Origin of the sequence: Pseudomonas shirazensis (genome assembly GCF_014268785.2) — a bacterium.
Lineage (GTDB): Bacteria > Pseudomonadota > Gammaproteobacteria > Pseudomonadales > Pseudomonadaceae > Aquipseudomonas > Aquipseudomonas shirazensis.
In genome coordinates, this window is the sequence record NZ_JABWRD020000001.1 from 171,350 (window position 1) to 186,557 (window position 15,208).

The 15,208-nt window shown below is 60.7% G+C and carries 14 protein-coding genes; 4 read left to right on the forward strand and 10 right to left on the reverse strand.

Annotation, left to right across the window (positions count from 1 at the left end; translation table 11 throughout):
* Positions 1-115: 115 nt before the first annotated feature.
* The 3 genes from HU736_RS00805 to gcl are packed head-to-tail and all read right to left on the reverse strand — an operon-like array spanning position 116 to position 3,679.
* A complete protein-coding gene (locus tag HU736_RS00805; protein ID WP_101317964.1) occupies positions 116-1,009 on the reverse strand; it encodes a 2-hydroxy-3-oxopropionate reductase in 894 nt (297 codons plus the stop codon).
* A gap of 54 nt (positions 1,010-1,063) precedes the next feature.
* Positions 1,064-1,846 (reverse strand): hydroxypyruvate isomerase, encoded by a 783-nt coding sequence (hyi, locus tag HU736_RS00810; RefSeq protein WP_103436688.1) that lies wholly within the window; start codon positions 1,844-1,846, stop codon positions 1,064-1,066.
* Between the two features lie 57 nt (positions 1,847-1,903).
* Entirely contained in the window at positions 1,904-3,679 is a 1,776-nt protein-coding gene (gcl, locus tag HU736_RS00815; RefSeq protein ID WP_181088097.1) for a glyoxylate carboligase, read from the reverse strand.
* A 257-nt stretch (positions 3,680-3,936) separates the two neighbouring features.
* Here gcl and HU736_RS00820 point away from each other — a divergent pair, with 257 nt between their 5' ends.
* Positions 3,937-4,377 (forward strand): GlcG/HbpS family heme-binding protein, encoded by a 441-nt coding sequence (locus HU736_RS00820; RefSeq protein WP_186698690.1) that lies wholly within the window; start codon positions 3,937-3,939, stop codon positions 4,375-4,377.
* Between the two features lie 41 nt (positions 4,378-4,418).
* Here HU736_RS00820 and HU736_RS00825 read toward each other — a convergent pair whose 3' ends face one another.
* Positions 4,419-5,030, reverse strand: coding sequence for a TetR/AcrR family transcriptional regulator (locus HU736_RS00825; protein WP_103436689.1), 612 nt, complete (start codon positions 5,028-5,030; stop codon positions 4,419-4,421).
* Positions 5,031-5,323: 293 nt separating this feature from the next.
* Here HU736_RS00825 and HU736_RS00830 point away from each other — a divergent pair, with 293 nt between their 5' ends.
* Positions 5,324-5,764: an IclR family transcriptional regulator domain-containing protein gene (locus HU736_RS00830; RefSeq protein ID WP_186698692.1), complete on the forward strand. Its 441-nt coding sequence runs from the start codon at positions 5,324-5,326 to the stop codon at positions 5,762-5,764.
* Between the two features lie 19 nt (positions 5,765-5,783).
* Here the strand turns inward: HU736_RS00830 and HU736_RS00835 are convergent, their stop codons facing one another.
* Positions 5,784-7,091 (reverse strand): putative bifunctional diguanylate cyclase/phosphodiesterase, encoded by a 1,308-nt coding sequence (locus tag HU736_RS00835; RefSeq protein WP_202883885.1) that lies wholly within the window; start codon positions 7,089-7,091, stop codon positions 5,784-5,786.
* Between the two features lie 409 nt (positions 7,092-7,500).
* Here HU736_RS00835 and HU736_RS00840 point away from each other — a divergent pair, with 409 nt between their 5' ends.
* Positions 7,501-8,427, forward strand: coding sequence for an AEC family transporter (locus HU736_RS00840; RefSeq protein WP_186698697.1), 927 nt, complete (start codon positions 7,501-7,503; stop codon positions 8,425-8,427).
* 131 nt (positions 8,428-8,558) lie between these two features.
* Positions 8,559-9,479 carry a DUF808 domain-containing protein gene (locus tag HU736_RS00845; protein WP_186698699.1) on the forward strand — a complete coding sequence of 307 codons (921 nt, stop codon included), beginning with the start codon at positions 8,559-8,561 and terminating at the stop codon, positions 9,477-9,479.
* 68 nt (positions 9,480-9,547) lie between these two features.
* On the opposite strand, the gene HU736_RS00850 is transcribed toward HU736_RS00845, so the two are convergent.
* The 5 genes from HU736_RS00850 to HU736_RS00870 form a co-directional block, all read right to left on the reverse strand.
* Positions 9,548-10,330 carry an outer membrane protein OmpK gene (locus tag HU736_RS00850; protein WP_103436694.1) on the reverse strand — a complete coding sequence of 261 codons (783 nt, stop codon included), beginning with the start codon at positions 10,328-10,330 and terminating at the stop codon, positions 9,548-9,550.
* Positions 10,331-10,686: 356 nt separating this feature from the next.
* Positions 10,687-11,472, reverse strand: a complete 786-nt coding sequence (locus HU736_RS00855) for an outer membrane protein OmpK (RefSeq protein WP_103436695.1) — start codon at positions 11,470-11,472, stop codon at positions 10,687-10,689.
* Between the two features lie 154 nt (positions 11,473-11,626).
* Positions 11,627-12,982, reverse strand: coding sequence for a nucleobase:cation symporter-2 family protein (locus HU736_RS00860; RefSeq protein WP_101317993.1), 1,356 nt, complete (start codon positions 12,980-12,982; stop codon positions 11,627-11,629).
* A 192-nt stretch (positions 12,983-13,174) separates the two neighbouring features.
* Positions 13,175-14,500 (reverse strand): urate hydroxylase PuuD, encoded by a 1,326-nt coding sequence (locus HU736_RS00865; protein ID WP_103436696.1) that lies wholly within the window; start codon positions 14,498-14,500, stop codon positions 13,175-13,177.
* 131 nt (positions 14,501-14,631) lie between these two features.
* Positions 14,632-15,135: an ureidoglycolate lyase gene (locus HU736_RS00870; RefSeq protein WP_103436697.1), complete on the reverse strand. Its 504-nt coding sequence runs from the start codon at positions 15,133-15,135 to the stop codon at positions 14,632-14,634.
* Between the last annotated feature and the right edge of the window lie 73 nt (positions 15,136-15,208).

Here is a 15,208-nt window from a genome sequence, read left to right on the forward strand (position 1 = left end):
AAACGCCCCCGGAACGACCTCCGTGCAGGCTGAACCAGGGGCGGGTGTTGCTCGGTTGCGGGTCAGAGACCCCTGGGGGCTGCGTCGCAAACCCCCGGATTCAAATCAATTCAGATCACTTCTCGTCGCGAATAGAGAAATTGGCCATGTGCTCCAGGCCCTTGATCAATGCCGAGTGGTCCCAGTTGCCGCCACCCAGTGCTACGCAAGTGCTGAACACTTGCTGCGCGTTGGAAGTGTTCGGCAGGTTGATGCCCAGCTCCTTGGCGCCTTGCAGGGCCAGGTTCAGGTCCTTCTGGTGCAGGTTGATGCGGAAGCCTGGATCGAAGGTTCCTTTGATCATGCGCTCGGCATGCACTTCAAGAATCTTCGACGAAGCGAAACCGCCCATGAGTGCTTCACGCACCTTGGCTGGGTCCGCGCCGTTCTTGGCAGCGAACAGCAGCGCCTCGCCAACTGCCTGGATGTTCAGCGCGACGATGATCTGGTTGGCGACCTTGGCGGTCTGGCCGTCACCGTTACCGCCGACGCGGGTGATGTTCTTGCCCATCAATTCGAACAGCGGCAGGGTGCGCTCGAAGGCTTTCGGGCAGCCACCGACCATGATGCTCAGCGTGGCCGCCTTGGCGCCCACTTCGCCGCCGGACACCGGGGCGTCCAGGTAGGCCGCGCCAGTGGCCTTGATTTTCTCGGCAAAGGCTTTGGTCGCGGTTGGCGAGATCGAGCTCATGTCGATGACGATCTTGTTCGGGCCAACACCTTCGGCAACGCCGTTTTCACCGAACAGGACAGCTTCGACCTGCGGGGTATCCGGGACCATGACGATGATGAATTCAGCTTCCTGAGCCACTTCCTTTGGATTGGCCAGGGCCACGGCGCCAGCGGCGATCAGGTCAGCCGGTGCTGCGTCGTGATGGGTCGAAACGAACAGGCTGTGACCTGCTTTTTGCAGGTTTTGGGCCATGGGCTTGCCCATGATGCCAGTGCCGATAAAACCGATTTTAGCCATGAGAGATACCCTCTTTTGTAATTGTCGAATCTCGATGAACCAGGCGCAGCCGGATCAGATCGCGTTGTGCGTCTTCAGCCAGCCCAGGCCCGCTTCAGTGGTGGTCAGCGGCTTGTACTCGGCGCCGACCCAGCCCTTGTAGCCGATGCGGTCCAGGTGCTCGAACAGGAAGCGGTAGTTGATCTCACCGGTGCCGGGTTCGTTGCGGCCAGGGTTGTCGGCCAGCTGGATGTGGTTGATCCGCGGCAGGTTGGCTTCGATGGTGCGGGCCAGGTCACCTTCCATGATCTGCATGTGGTAGATGTCGTACTGCAGGAACAGGTTGGCGCTGGCGACCTCGGTCTGAATGTCCAGCGCCTGCTGCGTGGTGTTCAGGTAGAAACCAGGGATGTCGCGTGTGTTGATCATTTCCATGACCAGGCGGATCCCGGCGGCCTGCAGCTTGTCAGCTGCGAACTTGAGGTTGTCGACAAAGGTCTTGCGCACGGTGGCGCATTCCAGACCCTGTGGGCGAATGCCCGCCAGGCAGTTGATCTGGGTATTACCCAGCACCTTGGCGTAGGCGATGGCCTTGTCGACACCGGCGCGGAATTCTTCGACGCGGTCGGGGTGGCAGGCAATCCCGCGCTCACCTGTCGACCAATCGCCCGCAGGAAGGTTGAACAACACCTGGGTCAGGCCATTGGCGTCCAATTGCGCCTTGATTTCAGCGGCGCTGAAATCGTACGGGAAGAGGTATTCGACACCGCTGAAGCCAGCGTCTGCGGCGGCCTTGAAGCGGGCCAGAAAGTCCTGCTCGGTAAACAGCATGGACAGGTTGGCAGCGAAGCGAGGCATGGTGATCTCCTTGCAAATGAAAGCCCCCGGCACAACCGGCGCGGGGGCGTCAGGCAATCAGTCGAGCAGCGAAATAGCGGTAGGCGCGTCGTTGCCCACCAGCGCGAGGTCTTCGAACTCGTTGACCGCGTTGATTTCGGTGCCCATGGAAATGTTGGTGACGCGCTCGAGAATGATTTCAACCACGACCGGTACGCGGAACTCTTCGGCCATCTTCTGCGCCTTGAGCAGGGCAGGGGCGATTTCGCCTGGCTCGAATACGCGCAGGGCCTTGCAACCCAAACCTTCGACGACTGCAACGTGATCGACACCGTAGCTGCCGGCTTCGGTCGAGTTGATGTTCTCGAACGCCAGTTGTACACAGTAGTCCATCTCGAAGCCACGCTGAGACTGACGGATCAGGCCGAGGTAGGCGTTGTTCACCAGCACGTGGACGTAGGGCAGATTGAACTGCGCGCCAACGGCCAGCTCTTCGATCATGAACTGGAAGTCGTAGTCACCAGAAAGCGCGACGACCTTGCGTTGCGGGTCGGCCTTGACCACACCGAGGGCCGCCGGGATGGTCCAGCCGAGCGGGCCGGCCTGGCCGCAGTTGATCCAGTGACGCGGCTTGTACACGTGCAGGAGCTGCGCGCCAGCGATCTGCGACAGACCGATGGTGCTGATGTAGCAGGTGTCCTTGCCAAATACCTTGTTCATCTCTTCATAGACGCGCTGCGGCTTGACCGGCACGTTGTCGAAGTGGGTCTTGCGATGCAGGCTGGCCTTGCGCTGCTGGCAGTCTTCCAACCAGGCACTGCGGTCCTTGAGCTTGCCGGCGGCTTTCCACTCACGGGCCACTTCCAGGAACATATCCAGCGCCTTGCCAGCATCGGAAACGATACCCAGGTCCGGGGTGAACACGCGGCCGATCTGGGTCGGTTCGATGTCGACGTGAACGAAGCTGCGGCCTTCGGTGTAGACATCGACAGACCCGGTGTGGCGGTTGGCCCAGCGGTTACCGATACCGAACACCATGTCCGATTTGAGCAGGGTTGCGTTGCCGTAGCGGTGCGAGGTCTGCAGGCCGACCATGCCCACCATCAGCGGGTGATCGTCCGGGATGGTGCCCCAGCCCATCAGGGTCGGGATGACCGGCACGCCGGTCAGTTCGGCGAACTCGACCAGCTTGTCGCTGGCGTCGGCATTGATGATGCCGCCACCGGCCACCAGCAATGGGCGCTCGGCGTCATTGAGCATGGCCAGGGCTTTTTCCGCTTGCACGCGGGTGGCGCCTGGCTTGTTGATCTGCAGTGGCTCGTAGGCGTCGATGTCGAATTCGATCTCGGCCATCTGCACGTCGAACGGCAGGTCGATCAGTACCGGGCCTGGACGGCCGCTGCGCATTTCAAAGAAAGCCTTCTGGAATGCGTAAGGGACCTGGCCTGGCTCGAGCACGGTGGTTGCCCACTTGGTCACCGGCTTGACGATGCTGGTGATGTCGACGGCCTGGAAGTCTTCTTTGTGCAGGCGGGCACGCGGGGCCTGGCCGGTAATGCACAGGATCGGGATGGAGTCGGCGGCGGCGCTGTACAGACCAGTGACCATGTCGGTACCGGCTGGGCCGGAAGTGCCGATGCACACGCCGATGTTGCCCGGGTTGGCGCGGGTGTAACCCTCGGCCATGTGCGAGGCACCTTCGACGTGGCGAGCGAGGACGTGATCGATGCCACCGACTTTCTTCAGGGCCGAGTACAGCGGGTTGATAGCGGCCCCTGGGATGCCGAATGCGGTATCTACACCTTCCCGGCGCATGACCAGAACGGCTGCATCGATTGCTCTCATTTTGCTCATGGGTTGTGCCTCATCGATTTTGTAATTGTATACAACTTGCTCTTGGCCAGAGTGTATTCACGCTCGGTGGCCTAGGTCAATCCATTTTCGTCGGCAGCAAACGCTTCGGTCGGAATGCCCGTGAAAACGGCGTTTCGTCTGATCGTGCACGATCGTCTTAAAATATTGTATACAAAGATCATCCCAGTTGTGTTCTATTTGTGCCATTGGATTTCAACTGCCCTCAGGGCTTCTCACAACAAGAAGAGGACCTTTCCATGACCACTTTGACCCTCAAAGTCGCTGTCAGCCTGGTGAACGCTGCGCTGGCCGCAGGCCGCAAGATCAACGCTGCGCCGCTGACCGTGGCGGTGCTGGATGCCGGCGGGCATCTGCTCGCCTTGCAGCGTGAAGACGGCGCCAGCCTGCTGCGCCCGCAGGTAGCGACCGGCAAGGCCTGGGGTGCAATTGCCCTGGGCAAGGGCTCGCGTCTGCTGGCGCTGGATGCGCAGCAGCGGCCGGCGTTTTTTGCCGCATTGAATGGTTTGGGCGAGCAGCCGGTGGTGCCGGCGCCAGGGGGTGTGCTGATTCGTGATCAGCAGGGCAGGGTGCTGGGTGCGGTGGGGATCAGCGGCGATACTTCGGATATCGATGAGCAGTGCGCAATCAGCGCCATCGAAGCGGCGGGCCTGACTGCAGATGCCGGTGTCGCGGCCTGATCACTGCACACAGGGCCGCGCTGCGGCCCTTTCTGTTCAGCTCAGGCCAGCTCTGGCTCACAGCCCTTGAGCACCAGCCGAATGATCGTTTGCGCAGCGGCCTCGTAATCACTGTCGGCGAGCTTGGCCTTGCCGGTGACGGCGGCGATCTGCCAATCGAAGTCGGCGTAGGTCTGGGTCGCCGCCCAGATGCTGAACATCAGGTGATGGGCATCGACCGGGGCGATCTGTTTGCGCTCGATCCAGCACTGGATGCACTCGATATTGTGCCGGGCCTGCTCGTTCAGCTGCTCGACCTGACTCGGCGAAAGGTGCGGCGCGCCGTGCATGATCTCGCTGGCGAACACCTTCGAGGCATGGGGTAGATCACGCGAGATGCGGATCTTCGAGCGGATGTAGGCACTCAGCACTTCTTTCGGATCACCGTCGGCATTGAACGGCGTCGATGCCTGCATGATCGGCGCGATGATGCTCTCGAGCACCTCGCGGTAGAGGTTGTCCTTGGATTTGAAGTAGTAGTAGACGTTCGGCTTGGGCAAACCCGCCTTGGCCGCAATGTCGCTGGTTTTGGTGGCGGCGAAGCCCTTGTCGGCGAATTCCTCGCTGGCCGCGCGCAGGATCAGTTCCTTGTTGCGCTCGCGAATGGTGCTCATTGCAGGGATCTTCCTCGGAAAGGGCGCCTCTAGGAGGGATCGGGCATGGTAGCACCGGCCCGGAGCGAGGCTCAAGGCAGGCTGTTTGCGCAAGTGGCAAGGGAGCGGGTCTGGGCCGACCGGGGTGATACGCATTGCAGAGGAGAAATGTCGGGCAGCAGTGTCTAGGCTGCCACCCGACCGGCGCTCAGCGCACGCTTGCCCGCACCTTGTCACGGAAGCTGTTCTCGTAACCGTCCTGCAGCTTCACCTGCTCGGCCAGCGAGGCGAGACGGCTGCGCGGGATGACGATGATGCTCATCGAAGTGGCTCAGGGTTGGAAGCCCATCCAGTACAAACTCGAAACCGGTGTCGAAGTACCGCTGTATGCCGGTGCTGCGGGCAAGGCTGTATTGGCGCACCTGGCCCCCGAGTTCGCTGACGGCCTGACCCTGAACAGATTCACCGAGGCCACCATCGTCTCGCATTCTGCGCTGCAGGCGGATTTGCTCGCCATTCGCGAACGCGGCTGGTCGCAGGGGGACGGCGAGCGAGTCCTCGGCGCCTTTGGTATCGGCGTGCCGTTCTTTGTCGACGGCCAGGTGGCAGGGTCGCTCTCGGCCACTATTGCGCAGTACCGCAAGCAGGATTGCGATGTAGCGGCATTGGTTGATCACATGAAGCTTGCAACCAGCCGCATCAGCCGGCTGCTTTCACTGGGCACTGCGCCTGCCCAAGGTGGATCGGGCCAGTAAGGCATGCCGCGGTTTGCGCTTAGCTGGCCGCGTATTTGCCGATGAACTGCGCCGCGATCATCGGCCGGCCGAAGTAAAAACCCTGGAAGGCAGCGCAGCCCATCGCTTGCAGGCAATCGAACTGGGCTTCGGTCTCAACGCCTTCGGCAACCGTCGATATGTTCAGTATCTCGGCAATTTCAATGATCTTTCTGATCAGTTCATATTTGCCCTTGTCACTCTCGATGCCGGCGATAAATGAGCGATCGATTTTCAACTCATCCAGCGGCAGTTCGCGCAGCAGGGCCAATGAAGAAAACCCCGTGCCGAAGTCATCCAGTGACCACGATATGCCGTCGCTGCGCAGATCTTCCATTTTCATCACGGTTGCCACCAGATCACTGGCAAATACCGACTCGGTTATTTCCAGACGAAGTCGATTGGCAGGAATATTAAATCTGTGAACTATCTCTCGAACTTCTTCAACAAAGGTTGACGAGGTCAGTTGTAGCGGACTGACGTTTACCGACAACTTCCAGTGCTGTGCATCGCTGTGCTCGGACCACTCCCTGAGCTGGCGACAGGCTTGTTCCAGCACCATCAGGCCGATGTCGTGGATCAGGCCGCTTTGCTCTGCAACGGGAATGAATTCGGCGGGCGACTGAATGCCGTGTCCGGGGCGATCCCAGCGCAGCAGGGCCTCAGCGCCGATCACCCGCCCTTGCGCGCAGACTTGTGGCTGCAGGTAAGTGCACAGCTCGCGGCGGGCCAGTGCCCGTGCCAGCGCACTGTGCAGTTCGACCTTGAATTTCTGCTCGTCGCGGAATATCGCCAGCACGCCCAGGGTCAGGGCCATGGCGGTGATGCTGTTCAGAGCATGCCCGAACTGGCTGATGTCTGATGGCAGCAATTCCAGCCGGGTAAAGGTCAAGGGGCTGTTGGCGAAGAACACCAGGCCTGCGAAACATAGGCACGGAAACACCCAGCGCAGGTAGATGCCACTGTTGCGAAACAGCAGAAAGGCGGCCACGCCGATAGGGATCAGAAACAGGTTGGCCGTGCGTGATGTATCGGCCGTCGCGGAGTCGGCCAGGCTGGCAATCACGGTAGCGATCAGCAGGCAATGGGCCAAGGCCGGCAGCGCGCGCTGTGTCGGCTGAGTGGCCAGGTACAGGCAGGCCAGGCCAGACAGCACCACCGTGAACAGCAACACTGCCAGCACCAACATGGTATGGGTCGCGTAATAAACGCCCCATAACGTGCCGTGCAAAATGCAGGCGACGCCGCTGAAGCGAAGGAGCAATTGGATGCGTGGCCACTGCGACGTGTCAGGGAACTTGCGAGCCATCCAACGCCTGCTCGCTTGAATTGATGTGTTCTTCACGTTGGCCAGGTCCACTGATGGAGTTGCATTACTGCGCGCACTAATAATCATAGACCACGCCACTCGCGGTTACTGCGCATCATGGCCGGTGCAGATGACAAGCACGCCGCTCAAGTGCGGGGTCGCGCGCATGGTAGCAAACGTTTGCCAGGGATTGATGAATCGCGTGCTGCGCGCCACCTTTATTAACTTGACCAGTTGATCAGTTCTGCCGTGGCCCGAGTAATGGAGGCAAGGGCATCTACTGTTTTGTATCCTCGGCATAATAAATCGCCGCGCGTTGTTGCTTATTCAGTTTATAGTCCCGGGCTGTTGTTATGGAGGAGGTTTCTGTGTTGCGGCGAACGTTGTCAATTTTGCCGGCGGCTGGCCAATGACCAGCGCGCTCATTCTCGCCTTGCTGCCGATTGCCTTGCTGATCATGCTTGGGTTGTGGTTGCGCCACGCGAACTTCGTCGGCGACGCGTTCTGGCCGTATGCCGAGAAGCTGGGTTATTACGTGCTGCTGCCTGCACTGTTCTTCCATAGCCTGGCAACCGCACAGCTGGGCGACCTGCCGGTGCAGGCGATGGTCAGCGTGCTGGTGGTGTCGACCGTGGCCGTGGCTGCGGTGATGGTCTTGGCGCGGCAGTTGTTCCCGGTCGATGACCCGGCATTTACCTCGCTGTTCCAGGGCGGAGTGCGCTTCAACAATTATGTCGGGGTGACCGCTGCGGCGGGGATTTTCGGCGCCCATGGCATCGCCTTGGCTGCCATCGCCAATGCTGCGATCGTGCCCACGGTGAATATCCTCTGCGTGCTGGTGTTTGCCCGATATGGCGCGGGCAGCCGCCCGACCTTGGCCAGCGTGCTCAAGCAGCTGGCGCTCAACCCGCTGCTGCTGGCCTGTGCGCTGGGCATGCTGGTGCGGGTCAGTGGGCTTGGTATCCCGCCGGGCCTGGCTCCGGCACTGCAGGCGCTGGGGCAGGCGTCGCTGCCGTTGGGGCTGCTGTGCATCGGGGCGGCGCTGCACCTGCGCAGTGTGCGCGGCTGGCTCAAGCCGATCGGCACTTCGTCAGTGATCAAGTTCGTAGCAATGCCCTTGGTGACGGTGTTGATCTGCCGCTTGTTCGGCCTTGAAGGCGAGGCGGCGCTGGCGGCGGTGCTGTTCCAGACCTTACCCACCGCGTCGTCCGCCTACATCATGGCCAGGCAGTTGGGCGGTGATGCGCCACTGATGGCGGCGATCATCGCCGGGCAGACGCTGTTGGCGGCGCTGGCGATGCCGCTGGTGGTGTTGGCTACGACACCGCTGCTGTAGCGCTGGGTCGCTCAGCCAGAACTGTTCAGCGTGGCTAGGGTCTCTATGCCAACTTGTCGGCAATCACGTCTTTATCGCAGTCGCGCGGGCTCAGGCCTGGGTGGCTGCGGACACCTTTAGGAATCAATGGAATGGCTGGCAGCAGTTTTTTTGCTTTGTTGGATGATATCGCGGCGTTGCTCGATGACATTGCGCTGATGAGCAAGGTCGCGGCGAAGAAGTCGGCGAGTGTGCTCAGCGATGACCTGGCGGTGAACGCCGAGCAGGTCACCGGCATGAAGGCCGATCGTGAACTGCCGGTGGTATGGGCGGTATTCAAGGGCTCGTTGAAGAACAAGGCGATCCTGGTGCCGTGCGCATTGATCCTCAGCGCGTTGTTGCCGGCCGCGATCAAGTGGCTGTTGATGCTGGGCGGGATCTACCTGTGCTATGAGGGCTATGAGGCAATCAAGGACAAGCTTTCGCGTGGAGGCGATGAAGCAGCGGACGCTGAACACAAGCCTGTGCCGAAAACCCCGCAAGCGCTGGCCGAGTACGAGCAGCGCAAGATCAAGGGCGCGATCAAGACCGACTTCATCCTCAGTGCCGAAATCATCGTCATCACCCTCAACGTGGTTGCCGATGCGCCTCTGTATCAGCAGATCATCACTTTGGTGGTGATCGCGCTGGCGATGACGGTCGGCGTATATGGCCTGGTCGCCGGCATCGTACGCATGGATGACGCAGGCTTTGCGCTGGCGAAGTCGAAAGCTCAGGGCGCGTGGGGCACATTCGTCAAGAAATTCGGGCGCGGCCTGGTGGCTGCGGCGCCGTTCCTGATGAAGGCCTTGTCGTGGATCGGCACGCTGGCGATGTTTCTGGTCGGCGGCACCTTCGTTGCCGAGGGTATCCAGCCGCTTGAACACCTGATCGAGGCCCTGGTTAGCGCGAGCGCGGGCTGGGGCGCGGTGGCGAAATTGGGCCTGTACGGTGTGGTTGGCGCGATCACCGGCTTTGTCGCTGCGGTGGTCGTCGGCGGGGTATCGCGGGTACGCAAACTGGCGAGCAACTGATCGAACTGGTACCGCTCCAGCAGGGTTCATCCTGACTGGAGCGGACTCATACGGCGCGCCTGATCAGATCAGAAGTGCACCTTGACCAGCAGGCTGGCGGTGTTCTGGTCGGTGGTGAAACCGTCGGAATCCTTGATCCCGTATTTGTTCTTCCAGTAGTCGTACTCGATACCCACGTACAACTGCTTCTCGCCCAGATGCATTGCCTTGCCCAGGTCGTATTTGATCTGTGGGTTGAAGTGCAGGTTGGCGTGGTAGGTGCCACGACGGTTCTGGTCGTTGTCGACTACCCAGTCCATGAAGCCGTCGATCAACACATCCGAAGAGCCGACCGGTATGGTGTACGCCCACACCGGGGTGATCTGCCAGACGTTGTCGCCGGCGCGGCTGCCGTCGGTGGTGCGCTGGTAGAAGTTCAGCTGGAAGTAATCGAAGCCTGGGATATCCAGATCGAAGCCAGGGCCGATCAGGTACGACTCGCTGTCGCCTTCACCAAACTCGTAGGTCATCGCCAGCAGCACGTCCTTGACCGGGCCGAAGGCGATCTTCTGGTCGAGTATCTTGCCCAACGACAGGCGCGGGCTGATCTCACCGTAGTAAGTGTTGGGGCCGTTGCCGGCGTCCTTTTTACCCTGGTAGAAAATCTTGTCGACAAACACGAAGTTGTCGCCGTACTTCCAGCCGTCAGCGTGCTCGAAAGTGAAGGTCTGCTGGATTTCCGGGTTGACCTTGAAGTTCTTGCCCCACAGGTAGGTCAGGCTGTTGCTTTGCCACTGCAGCAGGTCACCGGCGAAGGTGGCCCCGGAGGCCAGCAGGCTGCCGGCGAGGATCAGGCTGTTGATGGTACGCATCGCGTGTGTCGCTCCCTTGATTCGGATCTGTTGTCAGCGCTCGGTGGTGGCGCTGTTTTTGTCTTTTGAGTCAGCTTTTTTCGATTGACCACAGCTGTTTGGCAAGAGCTGCGCCAACTTTTATCGTTGGTCGCAATCTTCCTGCTCGACGTCTTGCTGAACGGCTGAAAACGGTCCTGTACGGCTGGCAACACGCAGACCAACCACCCGAATTCATTGACTGAGCGGTCAGTAAACGCGGGCAGAAATCATTCTGCCCTGAGCGAGGGGGCGCGCAGATTACTCACTTGCGCGCTGCGCCTCAAGTGCTCCGTCCTGGAGCACGTGGAACCAAAGTTGGGCGTTCGGTCAGCTTCTCAGAAATGCACCTTGACCAGCGCACTGGCCACGCTCTGGTTGCTGTCCAGATTGCCGCGGCTGTCGATGCCGTACTTGTCCTTCCAGTAGCTGTACTCAAAGCCGACATACAGCTGCTTGGCACCGTAGTTGAGGGCTTTGCCGAGGTCGTATTTGACCTGTGGGTTGACGTGCAGGTTGGCGTGGTAGGTGCCGCGGCGGGTCTGGTCATTGTCGACCACCCAGTCGATGTAGCCATCGATGAGTACATCCGAGCGGCCTACCGGGATGGTGTAGGACCAGGCCGGGGTTATCTGCCAGACATTGTCACCGGGGCGGCTGCCCTCGGTGTTGCGCAGATAGAAATTGAGGGTGAAGTAGTTGAAGCCGGGTACCGCCAAGTCAAAGCCAGGGCCGATCAGGTAGGCTTCGTTGTCGCCCTCGCCACGCTCGTAGGTCATGGCCAGCAACACGTCCTTGACCGGGCCGAAGGCAAAGCTCTGGCCGGTGATCTTGCCCAGCGACAGGCGTGGGCTGAACTCGCCGTAGTAGGTGTTGGCGCCTTTGCTGGCATCGGCCTTGCCGTTGTAGAAGATCTTGTCGACGAACAGGAAGGTGTCGCCGTACTTCCATTTGTTGGCGTGCTCGAAGGTCACCGTCTGCTGGATATTCGGGTTGACCTTGAAATCCTTGCCGTACAGGTAGGTCAGGCTTTCGCCGTGCCACTGCAGCCATTCGCCGGCGTGGACGGGGACAGTCGCCAGCAGGCTGCTGCCGAGCAAGAGGGACGAGGTAATGCGCTTCATGTCGTGATTCCCGGACTTATTGTTTTTTTTTGGGGTTTTTTCGGCGCAAGGGCGCCCCGAGCGGCCCATTCCGGCGGGCCGACGGTGTAGCGGTACTGCGTGAGCGTGAGAGCGTTGAAATCAACGGGGTAGCCAGCCTGGCCACCCCGTCGACTCAATGTTGGTGACAGGCGTCGTTGTGCGCCGCCCGGTCAGCACCACCGAGGATGTTGAACAGCACGTTGAGCACCAGGGCACAGACCGTGGCCATGGCAATCCCGCTATGGGTGATCGGTTCCATCCACTGCGGCATCTGCGCGAAGAACTCCGGCTTGACCACCGGGATCAGGCCAAAGCCGACACTCACCGCAACCAGCAACTGGTTGCGCCGATCGGAGATGTCTGCTTCCTGGAGGATCTTGATCCCGGTGGCGGTAACCATGCCGAACATGGCAATCGACGCACCGCCAAGCACGGCCGGTGGAATCGAGGCGATCAGGTACGCCGCCTTGGGTAGCAGGCTGAGGCCGATCAGCATGGCCCCGGCCATTACCGTGACGTAGCGGCAACGCACGCCGGTCATCTGCACCAGGCCGATGTTCTGGGCGAACGAGGAGTGGGTGAAAGTATTGAAGAAACCGGCGATGAACGACGCACCGGCATCGCACAACAGACCCCGGCGCAACATGCCCGGGGTTACTTCGCGATCAGTCACCTTGCCCAGGGCGAGGAACATGCCGGTGGACTCGACGAAGATGATCACTACTACCAGGCACATCGACAGGATCGGCGCAAGGCTGAAGGTCGGCATGCCGAAGTGCAGCGGCGTGACCACTTGCAGCCATGGCGCAGCGCCCAGCCCGGACAGGTCGACCATGCCGATCGAGCCGGCGACGATGTAGCCCAGGCCCATCCCAACCAGCACCGACACGTTGACCCAGAAGCCACGCATGAAGCGGTTGATCAGCAGGATCACGGCCAGCACCAGGCCGGCCACCATCAAGTAGATCGGCGCGCCGAAGGTCTCCGCCTGCTGGCCACCACCGGCCCAGTTGACCGCCACCGGGAACAACGACAAGCCGATCGAAGTAATCACCGTGCCGGTGACCAGCGGCGGGAAGAAGCGCACCACCTTGGACATGAACGGTGCGATCAGCATGCCGAAGAAACCGGCGGCGATGGTCGCACCAAAGATGCCCTGCAGGCCCACGCCGGGCATGCCGGCCATGGCCACCATGCTGCCGACTGCGGCAAAGCTTGCGCCCATCATCACCGGCATGCGAATGCCGACCGGGCCGATACCGAACGATTGGATAATTGTGGCAACGCCTGCGACCAGCAGGTCAGCGTTGATCAGGAAGGCGACTTCTTCACGCGACAGGCCAGCGGCCTGGCCGATGATCAGCGGCACGGCGATCGCACCGCCGTACATCAGCAGCACGTGTTGCAGACCCACCAGGATCAGCTGAAACAGGGGCAGGGGCTGTCGTGGCGGCGCAACAGGGATGTACGCCTTGGATGACTCTGACATGCAGCACCTCGAGTTTTGTTTTTATTCTCGGATCCAAGCGGTCAACCTGCAGCGCCAGGCTTTGGGTAAAAGCCATGGGTTCACGCTACGGGTTTGCGCTCGATGCTTGCTTGTTGCGTAGTGCGCATGGCGCAGGCGTGCCCTGCACAGGGAGTGATCCCGGTGCAGCAGCAAGCCTGGCGATGCGTGGGGTCAGTTGACGGGAGCACCCTTGGCGATCCAGTCACCGACCAGTTTGCGTTCTTCAACGGTCATCTGGGTGATGTTGCCCAACGGCATGATCTGGCTGGCAACCGCTTGCGCCTGAATGCGCGCGGCCTGGGCCTGGATCTGCTGCGGGGTATCGAACACCACGCCGCCTGGCGCCGTGCTGAACAGTGGGCTGGTCGGCTTGGACGAATGGCACACGGTGCAGCGTTCCTGGATCACGTTGTGAATCGTGTCGAAGGTTTCACCAGACTGGGCTGCGGCCTGGGCCGGAGCCTGTGCAGCAGCGGCCGGTGCTTCAGCCGCCTTGGCCGCATCGGCAGCACGCTGTTCGGCAGCGGTCTTGCCGCCTACGGCCGTGGCTGGCAGCGGTTGATACTCGATCTTCGCCGCAGCCTGCTCAGGAGTAGTTGGCAAAGGTTTAGGGCCTGTGACATAGGCCAGGCAGATCATCGCCAGAGCGCCGACGGGCAAGGTCCAGGCGTACTTGTTGCTGTCGTGGCGGGTGTTGAAGTAGTGACGGATCAATACCGCAGCCACTGCGATCCCGGCCAGGATCAACCAGTTGTACTGGCTGCCGTAGGTGCTCGGGAAGTGGTTGCTGATCATGATGAACAGCACCGGCAGGGTGAAGTAGTTGTTGTGCCGCGAGCGCAGCAGGCCTTTGGCCGGCAGCAGCGGGTCGGGCGTCTGGTTGGCTTCGATCGCCGCGACCAGCTGGCGCTGGGCCGGCATGATGATGCGGAACACGTTACCGACCATGATGGTGCCGATGATCGCACCGGTGTGCAGGTATGCACCACGGCCGCTGAACACCAGGCTGAAGCCCCAGCATGCGGCGATGATCAGCACGAACAGCACGCCGCCGAGCAGGGCAGGGCGCTTGCCCAATGGTGAGTCACAGAGAATGTCGTAGATGAACCAGCCGGCTACCAACGAACCGATACCGATGGCCACGCCTTCGGCGCCGCTCAGCGAACTGCCTGGGGCGAGCAGGTACAGGGTCGGGTTCCAGTAGAACACCACGCACAGCAGGGCGATCCCGGACATCCAGGTGAAGTAGGCTTCCCATTTGAACCAGTGCAGGTTCTCGGGCATTTTCGGCGGCGCCAGCTTGTACTTCTCCAGGTGGTAGATACCACCACCGTGGATGGCCCAGAGATCACCCGACAACCCATCGCGCGGGTTGCTGCGGTTAAGGTGGTTCTCCAGCCAGACGAAGTAGAACGATGCACCGATCCAGGCAACGCCTGTGATCATGTGAACCCAGCGAATGCTCAGGTTCAGCCATTCGTGAAGGTGTGCTTCCACAGTATGTACCTCTTGCCGATCACCAGCTTGAACGCTGCACGCGACCTTGCGCGCGATAAGCAGGCTGCGAGGGCAGCAGGTTTATCGCGACACCGAGTATTTCATGCAGGCCGTGGATGACCGACCTTTTCTTATTGGTGGGGATTGAGGATCAACATCTGTTCCTCGGTGAAGTAATGCTCATCGCAGTTGTTGCCTGAACCACTGCGATCAACCACCAGGAAATCATCCCGCTTTTCGATCGTCAGCACCGGGTGGTGCCAAACGCCGCGATGGTAATTGACGCCCTGCCTGCCGTTGCTGCGGAAGGCACGGACCAAACCTGATACAGGTGCATCGCCAACTGGCGCGACCACGATCAGAAACGGATTGCCGAGCAGCGGAATGAAAGCCTGGCTGCCCAGCGGATGGCGTTCGAGCATACGCACGGTCAACGGCATTTCCAGCGCGTCGGCGCGGAAGATGCTGATGATGGCGTTGTCCTCAGGCTCGGCGGTTTCAACCGTGGCGAGCTTGTGGAAGCGCATGGTCGAGCCGTTGTTGATCATGAAGTGGTCGCTGCCGTCGGTTTCGATCACGTCACCAAAGGGGGCGAAGGCTTCTTTGCTCAGGGGCTCGATCACTAGTGTGCGCATGCTTGTTATCTCTTCTTCTATGACTGGCTAATGTGGTCTTGCGCTTGCCGGTAAGGCCCTGGGTACGCTCGCG

Coding starts and splice junctions, on each gene's coding strand:
- HU736_RS00845 (WP_186698699.1), top strand. CDS start 8,559: ATGGCTGGCAGCAGTTTTTTTGCTTTGTTGGATGATATCGCGGCGTTG.
- hyi (WP_103436688.1), bottom strand. CDS start 1,846: ATGCCTCGCTTCGCTGCCAACCTGTCCATGCTGTTTACCGAGCAGGAC.
- HU736_RS00870 (WP_103436697.1), bottom strand. CDS start 15,135: ATGCGCACACTAGTGATCGAGCCCCTGAGCAAAGAAGCCTTCGCCCCC.
- HU736_RS00825 (WP_103436689.1), bottom strand. CDS start 5,030: ATGAGCACCATTCGCGAGCGCAACAAGGAACTGATCCTGCGCGCGGCC.
- HU736_RS00805 (WP_101317964.1), bottom strand. CDS start 1,009: ATGGCTAAAATCGGTTTTATCGGCACTGGCATCATGGGCAAGCCCATG.
- HU736_RS00850 (WP_103436694.1), bottom strand. CDS start 10,330: ATGCGTACCATCAACAGCCTGATCCTCGCCGGCAGCCTGCTGGCCTCC.
- HU736_RS00820 (WP_186698690.1), top strand. CDS start 3,937: ATGACCACTTTGACCCTCAAAGTCGCTGTCAGCCTGGTGAACGCTGCG.
- HU736_RS00830 (WP_186698692.1), top strand. CDS start 5,324: ATGCTCATCGAAGTGGCTCAGGGTTGGAAGCCCATCCAGTACAAACTC.
- HU736_RS00835 (WP_202883885.1), bottom strand. CDS start 7,091: ATGGCTCGCAAGTTCCCTGACACGTCGCAGTGGCCACGCATCCAATTG.
- HU736_RS00855 (WP_103436695.1), bottom strand. CDS start 11,472: ATGAAGCGCATTACCTCGTCCCTCTTGCTCGGCAGCAGCCTGCTGGCG.
- gcl (WP_181088097.1), bottom strand. CDS start 3,679: ATGAGCAAAATGAGAGCAATCGATGCAGCCGTTCTGGTCATGCGCCGG.
- HU736_RS00860 (WP_101317993.1), bottom strand. CDS start 12,982: ATGTCAGAGTCATCCAAGGCGTACATCCCTGTTGCGCCGCCACGACAG.
- HU736_RS00840 (WP_186698697.1), top strand. CDS start 7,501: ATGACCAGCGCGCTCATTCTCGCCTTGCTGCCGATTGCCTTGCTGATC.